This is a genomic window from Enterococcus sp. 3H8_DIV0648 (assembly GCF_002140655.1).
GTDB lineage: Bacteria > Bacillota > Bacilli > Lactobacillales > Enterococcaceae > Enterococcus_A > Enterococcus_A hulanensis.
The window spans coordinates 2,311,441-2,321,307 of record NZ_NGLG01000001.1; the positions used below are offsets into that span (position 1 = coordinate 2,311,441).

Sequence of the window (9,867 nt, forward strand, 5' to 3'; positions counted from 1 at the left end):
TTTTTATGCTTTCATATATCCTAACACGACACCGCCGACAATAATCAACAGACAGCCGATGATGACATAGTACATTTCTTTTTTGGACTTGCGTTCGCCCAGCAGGAAAATCCCGCCTAAGGTCGAAATGATGATCCCCATTTGTGATAATGAGAAGCCAATCGCTAAGCCGATGTTTTGAACGGACAATAGCATGCAAATATTCCCGATCCCCCACAATAAACCTGAGGCCATATTGCGCCAAACATAGCGGTCGATTTTCGCCTTGCGAAAGGCAAAGATACTCGCGCCGACTAACATACCGACACTTTGCGGTAAGATAATCGCCAACGGATTAAGTCCTGCCCAAGTGATGATAATCGTATAAACACCATAACCTAAGGTCGAAAAGATCAATGCACGAAAACCTTTGCCGAAGTTCAACATGCCGTTATCGGTTTGTACGCCGCTTTCGTCATCCTTACGCGCCGTTAAGTAGGCACCAAGAACAAGTAAAGCCAATGCGATAAACCCTAGAACGAAATCCTTTGTTTTTGTCCATTCATGGAAAAATACAGCACCGGCGACGGTATTCAAAATCAATTGAAAGCCGGTTGAGATCGGCAAACCAACCGATACCCCCATAAATTTCATTCCGTGGAACTGTCCATTCTGACCGATCGACCAAAAGAAACCTGACAAGAAACCAATTAATAATATCCAACTGCTCATTGCTGGCTGAACGATAAAATAAGTCACTAATGCAAAAACAAAAGCACCCATCGTCATTCCTAAGGTTTGCTGGTTGGCGTCGCCGCCTAATTTCCCGCTTACCAGAGCAATGCTTCCCCATGCTACCATCGGTATTAGGGCAATCAAAATACTCATAAACTTACTCCTTTTTTATAAAAGCAGAACAGACTCGTTCAGCTTTGCCAGTTCCACTAATCACGCTAAAGCGTGAAGTGGAATGGTATGCGTGACGAGGATCAAATTCATTTTTCGCGTTTTTCGAAAAATGATTTCCTAAATAGGAATTAGCTTGAGCAATAAGTCCAAAATCTTGAGAAATCGCTCCTCAGATTTACCAAGATTTTTGCTTATTGTCCAAAAAGCTAGTCTGTACAGCCCGATAATTATTCACAACTGGAATAGTTTAGCGAAAAAAAGGAAATTAAGCAATCAAAAACTGAAAATTTACCGTTCTTCATGATAATAATCTAATCGTGGGAAAAATAATGTCATCGTCGTTCCCTCATTCATCGTTGATTTTGCTGTGATCGCCACGCCGAGCTTTTCAGCGAGCCGCTTAGCTAGATAGAGACCAAGTCCGGTGGAATGCTGCTGGGCTTTTCGTCCATTTTCCCCAGTAAAGCCCTTATCAAAAATCCGCCCCAGATCCTCTGGCGGGATACCGACTCCGTTATCTTCCAAAATCAAGGAAACACCCGCGCTTTTAGCTTCAATCAAAATATTGATCTGTCCGTTGTCTGGCGTGTACTTGATCGCATTACTCAATAGCTGACGGAAAATAAATTCGATCCATTTGGCATCAGTTAGCACCTTTGCGTCATTTTCCGCTAACGTTAATTGCAGATTTTTTTGGATGAAGTAATTGGCTTGGCTGCGAATGATCGGCTGAATGATTTTTTTCAACGAATATTCTTGGATCAAATAATCATTCACGAATTCATCAGAGCGAGAATAATACAAAATCTGCTCCACATATTCATCGATCTGCTGGATCTCATTTTGCAGCAAAACAAACTTCTCATCAGGAATATCAAACTCAATCGAATTCAAGATCAAATCCACGGCCGCAAGCGGCACCTTGATCTCATGAATCCAAGAATCCATATAATCCTTTTGATCCTTTTGACTATTTAACAGCTGCTCCAGCATCAAGTGATGCTCTCGTACCTGCTGATTCACATATTCTTGCACCAGCCGTTCTTCATTATTCGTCGCTGATTCGACAAAATGCTGCAGATGGGAATCCTCTTCTTTATCAAATTCCTTGTACCAGTTTTTCCGCCGATAATAGTCGATCGTAAAAAAGAGAAAGACTAAAAATAATTGCAAAACCAATAGATAGCTGAGATTGTCCCAAAAATTACGCAATCCGGGCGTTAGCCAAACCATAAAAACCAACAATAAACTCAAGACTGCCCATCCCAATAGGACAAGCAGACGATCTTTTAAATACTTGATAAATGTCATAGCCGCTCCTTATGGGACGATATATCCTTGTCCAACCTTCGTTTGAATATAGTCTTCAATGCCTGCTTGCTCGATCTTGCGCCGCAAACGATTGATATTGACCGTCAGCGTATTATCATCAACAAAGCGCTCATCATCCCATAATGCCCGCAATAATTTATCCCGACTTAAAATTTTCCCGTGCTGCTTCATTAAAATAAACAGCAGACGGTATTCATTTTTGCTGAGATCGACGACTTCATCCTTGATCGTCATACTGCTGTTGTCGATATTCAGAGTGATCCCATTGTGTTCCAGCTCCTCGCCGCTTTCCGCGTAGTTGTATGAACGGCGCAGCAGTGCGTTGATCTTCGCCACTAAAATATCGACTTGGAAAGGCTTAGTGATATAATCATCAGCCCCCATGTTCATCGCCATGATCTGATCCATGTTCGTATTTCGGGAAGAAATAAAAATAATCGGAACCTTGGAGACTTCGCGAATTTTTTGACACCAATAGTACCCATCATAAACCGGCAGATTGATATCCAATAAAACAAGCTGGGGCGCGATTTCTTCAAATTCCTCAAAAACCTTATTAAAGTCTGTCGTTTGATAAACGTCTAATCTCCATTTTGTTAACTCTTCACCGATTAATTGACGAATCACTGCCTCGTCTTCAACGATCATGATTTTTGCCATTTTATTCCTCCACTTTCTATTACTTATCTGGTCATGAAACCTTTGTTATCATCATATCAAAGAACAGAAAAAAAATGAAAGACGATCCTTTCAACATTAATTTTTGGTAAAATCAATAAACCCTAAATTATCATCGATCATTCCGCCTTCGCCCGATAAGCTGAAGGTACTCAAGCGCGGATTAAACTTGATCGTCATTTCCTCTTGCAGATCTTCTTTTGAATAACCCTTGATCCAGAAATCACCGATCTCTGACGGAATTTTTTCGTCGTAATCAGTCTTTTCCATCTCTGTTGAAATAATGTTAATAGAAAATTGCGTCTGCATATGGATCATGGCGTGCTGCGAATAAGGACCAACGCCATCTTCAAAGGTTAATAGTAAAATCTTGTCTGCTCCTAAATGTGCAGAAATTTTTTCTTTTGCTGCGTCATCAAATGAAATGTGCATAATTCTCTCTCCTATTCTGGAATCTTTAGTCTTTATTTTTTTAGTCGCGTGAGAAGTTGGAGTGTAGCTAACTCAATAATTTTTCTAATCACGCTAAGACGTGAAGAAAAACTCGCAGCTAGCTCCTGTGTAAGGAAATCATTTTTCGAAAAGCGCGAAAAATGATTCTATCCTCGTACGCATACGATCCAACTAAACCTCACGAACTCTTACATACTTTAATATTTTTACTTCTCTTGAACATAATTACACTTTGAGAAATTGGACTGGCAGCTAGCTCCTGTGCGATGAATACATTTTTCAAAAAGCGAAAAATATTTTTATTGTCGTACGCATACGATCCAACTACATCTCACGAACTCTTACACACTTTAATATTTTTTCTTCACTCGAACTTAATTACACTTTGAGAAATTGGACTGGCAGCTAGCTCCTGTGTAAGGAAATCATTTTTCGAAAAGCGCGAAAAATGATTCTATCCTCGTACGCATACGATCCAACTAAACCTCACGAACTCTTACATACTTTAATATTTTTTCTTCTCTCGAACCTAATTACACTGCGAAAAGTTGGACTCGCAAAAGCCCCTACGTCTGACTCTTATCATCAGACGAAGGGGCTTATTTTGCAAGTAATCTTACTTATTCAATTGTTGATCTAGTTTCGTCAAATCAATCTGGGTGTCTTGTGCCAATATTTCTCGGAAGATTGGTAATTGTTTTTGGATTTGATCTGCTTGATCGTTTTCTACCTGCATCACCAGCAATGGTTCGTGCAGGCTTAAACGCAGCAGCATCCAGCCTTTGCCGTAAGGTTCAGTGACAGAAAAACGTACGCCTTCTTGGTTTTCTGGATTCTCTGCAAAACCTGTTTGCTTCGGCAGCTCCACACGGAATTTTTCGATCATTTGCTTGCCGGCTTCTTTATATTCTTCGCCGCTGATTGTGTAGCGAATCTCCAGTGTTTCCACCGGCTGTTCCAGCTCGGCCATCAAATCGGTCAGCTCACGATTTTCCTTTTGCAATTTCGGCAGCAGCATCAATACTTTCGCAATCACATACGCGCCATCATCTAGGAAATAATTTTCTTTGAAAGCCGCGTGGGAGCTGGTCTCGATCGCTAACTGACAATCGATCCCCTCTTCATTAAGTTCGATCGCTTTATTAATGACATTCCGATAGCCGGAAATATAACGGTATTGCTTGCCGCCTTTTTCTTCAATGAAGTTTTTCAAATGATCCGAGGTCGGTGAATTGGTCACGATCGTACTGCCGGGATGCTCCTGCAAGACGATCGCTGATAGCACTGCGATCAGATTATTTCGATTGATCATTTGTCCATCATTCGAAACGATCGCCGAACGGTCGACATCCGTATCGAAAATTACTCCAAGATCGGCCTTGTTATCCAATACGGCTTGCTTAATACTTGCCATCGCTTCTTTATTATCAGGATTCGGGATATGGTTCGGGAAGTTACCGTCCGGTTCTAAAAATTGTGATCCGCTAGTATCCGCACCGAGTACCGCCAATACTTTATCCGCAAAGTAGCCGCCAGCACCATTTCCCGCATCAACGACAATCTTCATGCCCTTCAATGGTTGGTCAGTGCCGCTGCCGCGTTGGATTTTTTCTACAAGGTCAGCTGCGTAACGAGATAATAGATCCGCCTGCTTCACATTTCCAGCCGCCGCTTCACTTGCTTCGGTGTGAGTCAAAATGTAGGCGATATCACTTTTCTCTGCGCCGCCTGTTTGACTGAAAATCTTGATGCCGTTGAAATAAAACGGCAGATGACTTGCCGTCAGCATGATCCCCGCATCACAGCCGAACTCCTCAAACTGAGTCGCCATAAATAAAGCGGGCGTCGTTGCTAAACCAAAATCCAAGACCTCACAACCAGCCGTCTCAAAAACCGCTACCATCGCACCCTTCAACTCAGGACCAGTCAAACGACTGTCGTGTCCGATCCCGATATTAAATGGACGCTTCACACCTTTATCCGTCAACCAATTAAGAATTCCATTCGCGATCAAACGGGCTTCGTCAGCCCCTAAGTTCTTTACTTTATCCTCAGCATTGATAGCGATTCCACGAATATCTGAACCATTTTGTAATTTTGTTAACTCCATTGATGAACCTCCTTCTTCCTATTTAATAAGTTTTATTTTCAGACCCTCTAACATTTCAGCAAGATAGTTAGCCCTAGTTTATTTCCTTGCATCTGTTTTACATACCTTGCAAAAAGCGAAACTGATATCCTTCAGTCTTACTTTTAGTTCATTATACCAAAAATCCCGAAAAAGAAAGCCTTTTCCGGGAAATTTTATCAATTTAAGTAATTTCTACTCTTTTAAATGACACGCGATTGCGGATTCTTTTTCGCTTGGCGTTTCTTTTTCCAGCGAATTCTCCAGTCGACCAATCGATCCATGACAAAGGTCAACCCTTTGAACAGCCAATAAATTCCAAAGGTTAATGGAATGACGAAGAACAAATTTCGATTCCACAGTTTATCAAATTCAAAAAATTCTCTGAAGAATAGATAACAGCTTAGGTAAGCGGTGCTCAACGTTGCAATCAGGGCAATCTTTTTCTTATCCAACGGGAAGGAAACTTTATACAATACCAACAGTCCTACACAGCCTGTCAAAAAGACCGACATGGTCGAAGTCGCCTGATAATCCAGATCAAACAATACGTTAGCCAACTGAATGATCATCACGGCGCTGACGACTGTCAAAGCCCCAGGTAAAGAAACACGCAAAATATTATTCAAGAAGTCGCCCTTGATCCGCTCATAGCTTGGCTTCAAGGCCAAGAAGAAGGATGGAATCCCTACCGTCAACGCATTGATCGGTGTTAATTGCACCGGTTCAAAAGGATAAGGACTGGCGATAATCATGAAGATCACAGCCAAGATCAGCGAATAGATCGTTTTAACCAAATACATCGAAGCCACACGTTCGATATTATTGATGACACGGCGCCCTTCATTCAAGACATTTTGCATCCGTGCAAAATCTGAATCCAGCAAAATGACATCCGATGCCGCTCTTGCAGCACTGCTGCCATTCGCCATCGCTACTCCGATATCCGCCTCGCGCAAGGCCAAGACATCATTGACTCCATCACCGGTCATGCAGACTGTATGATCTGCTTTCAAGGCATGAATCAAGGATTCCTTCTGCTTAGGAGTGACGCGCCCAAAGACTGTCGTGTGATTCACCAGCGCATTATAATCAATCGGCTCATCTAAGCTCGACATATCGATAAACGTTTCAGCGTTTTTAATTCCGGCTTTTTGAGCGATTTTCGATACCGTCAACGGATGATCTCCGGAGATAACCTTCAGCTGCACATCTTGCTTTGCAAAATAGCCGAACGTGGTCCGAGCATTTTCCCGCAAGTTATCTGAGATGATCAAGGTAGCCAGCAAGCGTGGTTCGTAGATCAGCTCCTCCTCCAAAATATCTGGGTACTCCACTAAAACAAGTACACGCTGTCCGTCTTCTAAATAAGGCTGAATCTTATTCTGCATTTCAGATGACATTTCTTTAAAAATAAATTCCGGTGCGCCAAATGCAAAGCTGCCTTGATCCTTAAACGTTACCCCGCTCCATTTTCGGGCAGAAGAAAAGGGAACGACTTTTTCCACTTGCCAATCCTCAACAGCAGGAAAAGCTTCGCGCAATGCCTTCGCCGTCGCATTCTGATCCTTTAACTGATGCAGCAGCGCTCCCATGATCGTTCGTAAACGATTATCGGAAATGTCCTCCAGCAATGCCTGTTCAAACTTCAATGTGCCGTCGGTGATCGTACCAGTCTTGTCTAAACAAATCACATCTACCCGCGCCAATGTTTCAATCGAAGGCAATGCTTGAACCAGAACCTTTTTCCGTGCCAAATTCGCCGCACCTACTGCAAAAGCCACACTCGTCAGCAGCATCAAGCCTTCCGGAATCATACTGACTAACGCCGCAACAGTCCCTAGAACCGCTTGCTTGATAGAATCCGAAGCTTGGTACTGACTATAAAAAAGCCCCAGGCCGACTGGAATGATCACAATCGTTAACACAGCGATCATGCGGCTCAAGACTTTCGTCAATTCCGAGTTGCCAGTCTTTTTCGTCTTTGCTTCACTCGTTAGCTGCTCGGCAAAGTTATCCTTGCCAACAGCCGTTCCTTGATAAAAGCACTCGCCAGCAGTCACGAAGCTGCCGCTGAATAATTTGTCGCGCTGTGCTTTTTGTACCCGATCCGCTTCACCAGTCAGCAGCGATTCATCCACCTCGACACCAGCGCCAGCTAATAAATTCCCATCTACAGGAATCTGATCGCCATTTCGCAAATAGAGAATATCACCTAAAACGATGTCCTCCTGATCAATCTGCTTCAAACGCCCATCTCTTAAAACGATCGCCTTCGTCTTAGCCAAGACCGATAACTTGTCGATCGTATGCTTTGCTCTTAATTCTTGAATAATCCCGATCAGCGTATTAATGACGACGACTCCGAAAAACAAGGTATTTTTCGGCGAACCGACTAACAACACCAATAAGGCCAATACAAAGTTCAGAATATTAAAGATATTAATCGTATTTTCTTTAATAATTTCTTTGTCCGACTTTAATAGATTCTCTTCCACTTGATTGATCTGTCCATCTTCTATTTTCCGCTGAACCTCAGAAGCTGTTAGACCCTCCAGCCCTGCTGGAATCTCAACATCATCAAAATTTTCTTCCACCGTTTGAACTTCTTCCTTTTTCTTCATCCGGTTTCACCTCATCTCATTTATAACCATGTTTTTACAGCGAAAAATATGATTTTTACTCTATACTCATCTTAACACGACTTGGATTTTAAGTCGGATGGGAACCCTGCAAAGCAACCTTCTTTTAATTTTTGAATAAAATTTTCACCTGTCTAACAAAAAAAGAGAAGCCTAAAAAGACTTCTCTATTGCTGATAAAAGATTTGAAAATACTTTTTTCTATTCCTGTTCTCTCTTTAACTCTTCCAGCTTCTCAATGCTTAATTTGGTGTACTTGGAGATCATTTCTAAAGGAAGATTGTCTTTCAACATTGATCGAGACACCTCAATTTTCGCAAGTTCCATTCCTTCTCTCACTTTAGTAGACATAACCGCATTGTTAATAGCTTCGGCTTTGTTCATTTTTTATCCCTTCCTTAACACTCTTTTCAATCAAACAGCCTACTGCTCCTGCTCTCTCTTCAACTCTTCCAGCTTCTCAATACTTAATTTGGAATACTTGGAGATCATTTCTATAGGAAGACCATCTTCTAACATCGATCGGACAAAATCAATTTTCTCAAGTTCTCTTCCCTCTTCTCTACCTTCTTCTTTCCCTTGTTTTATCCCTTGTCTCATTCCTTTTTTCATTCCTTGTTTTAAACCTTGTTCCAGCCCTTCTCTTCTGCCCTGATTCAACTTAGTAGACATGACCGCATTACTAATAGCCTCGGCTTTATCTATTTTCATAATCATTTTTTGTTCCTCCCTTCCAAGGTTGTAAAAGTCGATTCGGTTTTTGGCTTCTTTGATATATTCAGGGGCACCCGTTGCGACTTCGCCGGTTTTCAGGAATGTTTGCCAGTGATGCACAGCGGAGTTTAGCTGAATATTTTTACTTTTCAGACTTAAAAAGCATAGGATCAACAACTCTTCTTCTTGGTCTCCCAAAAATGGCTGCTGGGTCTTTTCATCAAGTAGTCGAAAGCGTCGCAGGGCATCTCCTTGCGCATCGGCTAAGTGAAAATCAATGATATTGATGCCATACGCCGGATGCAAACTTGAAAACAGATTATCCTTGATAATGTTTTTGCTTTTCTTTTTGCCTAATGAGGAGCGAAAAGCTTCGATTAGATAAAACAGCGCTCGCGAGTTGAAATGATCGTGGGGTTGTATCTGGCACTCGATCGTTGTCTGGGTGCCGTCTTCTGTTGTAGCCAAAATATCGACTTCGGTATATTGGATTTTCGGTTTTTGTTGTTCTTTTTCGTAATTACTAATATAGCTGTCAATATGATAGGTTTGCTTGGGTTGCAGCTCTTTGAAATCCGTTTCTAAAAGATCATTCACAAAGGCTTTGAGGATATGCAGGGAATCTTCGGAGGTCAACATCTTTTTAAACAATAAATCATTTGTGGGTAAATACTTCTTCATCTTTTCGCACCTTTCCAGATAGTCGCACTCTGCTGAAAAGGCTTTTCTTGCCCTCATTATAGCATGGGAAATGGCGTACTATCAAAGTTCTTCACTGTTAAGGTACGCGGAAATCGGGAAATTATTGGAAGATATCAATTTCTCTTTTATGTAAAATACACGACACAAAAACGGCTCAATCATCTTAATTGATGACTGAGCCTTATGCTAACAATATCGCATTCAAAAAATCTGAATTCCTGTAAAATACGTACAACTAACTATTGGCACCTTGTTTAGTGAATGTATACCTTATTATCAAGGCTTTATCACTTGATTACCAGTCTCGTGATAAAGTGCCTTTTTTATTAT

8 protein-coding genes are annotated in these 9,867 nt (G+C 41.6%); all 8 read right to left on the reverse strand.

The genetic code is table 11. The annotated features are described in order from the left end of the window. Positions 1 to 3: 3 nt before the first annotated feature. Positions 4 to 867 (reverse strand): GRP family sugar transporter, encoded by an 864-nt coding sequence (locus tag A5875_RS10595; protein ID WP_088933572.1) that lies wholly within the window; start codon positions 865 to 867, stop codon positions 4 to 6. A 309-nt stretch (positions 868 to 1,176) separates the two neighbouring features. Further along, on the reverse strand, positions 1,177 to 2,199 hold the full coding sequence (gene sapS / locus A5875_RS10600) for a two-component system sensor histidine kinase SapS (RefSeq protein WP_088933573.1): 1,023 nt from the start codon (positions 2,197 to 2,199) through the stop codon (positions 1,177 to 1,179). 9 nt (positions 2,200 to 2,208) lie between these two features. Then, positions 2,209 to 2,880: a two-component system response regulator SapR gene (gene sapR, locus A5875_RS10605; RefSeq protein WP_088933574.1), complete on the reverse strand. Its 672-nt coding sequence runs from the start codon at positions 2,878 to 2,880 to the stop codon at positions 2,209 to 2,211. 96 nt (positions 2,881 to 2,976) lie between these two features. After that, the gene (locus A5875_RS10610) at positions 2,977 to 3,330 is read right to left on the reverse strand and encodes an iron-sulfur cluster biosynthesis family protein (RefSeq protein WP_088933575.1); all 354 of its coding nucleotides are present in this window, start codon (positions 3,328 to 3,330) and stop codon (positions 2,977 to 2,979) included. Positions 3,331 to 3,967: 637 nt separating this feature from the next. Beyond that, entirely contained in the window at positions 3,968 to 5,461 is a 1,494-nt protein-coding gene (locus A5875_RS10615) for a phosphomannomutase/phosphoglucomutase (RefSeq protein ID WP_088933576.1), read from the reverse strand. 221 nt (positions 5,462 to 5,682) lie between these two features. Continuing rightward, entirely contained in the window at positions 5,683 to 8,103 is a 2,421-nt protein-coding gene (locus A5875_RS10620; protein ID WP_088933577.1) for an HAD-IC family P-type ATPase, read from the reverse strand. 219 nt (positions 8,104 to 8,322) lie between these two features. Beyond that, positions 8,323 to 8,505: a hypothetical protein gene (locus tag A5875_RS10625; protein WP_088933578.1), complete on the reverse strand. Its 183-nt coding sequence runs from the start codon at positions 8,503 to 8,505 to the stop codon at positions 8,323 to 8,325. A gap of 39 nt (positions 8,506 to 8,544) precedes the next feature. Continuing rightward, complete coding sequence (locus A5875_RS10630; RefSeq protein ID WP_088933579.1) at positions 8,545 to 9,516, reverse strand: Rpn family recombination-promoting nuclease/putative transposase; 972 nt, start codon at positions 9,514 to 9,516, stop codon at positions 8,545 to 8,547. Positions 9,517 to 9,867: the final 351 nt, after the last annotated feature.

Bases quoted from the DNA above. Each gene is read 5' to 3' on its own strand.
- A5875_RS10595 (WP_088933572.1), bottom strand. From the start codon at position 867: ATGAGTATTTTGATTGCCCTAATACCGATGGTAGCATGGGGAAGCATT.
- sapS (WP_088933573.1), bottom strand. From the start codon at position 2,199: ATGACATTTATCAAGTATTTAAAAGATCGTCTGCTTGTCCTATTGGGA.
- sapR (WP_088933574.1), bottom strand. From the start codon at position 2,880: ATGGCAAAAATCATGATCGTTGAAGACGAGGCAGTGATTCGTCAATTA.
- A5875_RS10610 (WP_088933575.1), bottom strand. From the start codon at position 3,330: ATGCACATTTCATTTGATGACGCAGCAAAAGAAAAAATTTCTGCACAT.
- A5875_RS10615 (WP_088933576.1), bottom strand. From the start codon at position 5,461: ATGGAGTTAACAAAATTACAAAATGGTTCAGATATTCGTGGAATCGCT.
- A5875_RS10620 (WP_088933577.1), bottom strand. From the start codon at position 8,103: ATGAAGAAAAAGGAAGAAGTTCAAACGGTGGAAGAAAATTTTGATGAT.
- A5875_RS10625 (WP_088933578.1), bottom strand. From the start codon at position 8,505: ATGAACAAAGCCGAAGCTATTAACAATGCGGTTATGTCTACTAAAGTG.
- A5875_RS10630 (WP_088933579.1), bottom strand. From the start codon at position 9,516: ATGAAGAAGTATTTACCCACAAATGATTTATTGTTTAAAAAGATGTTG.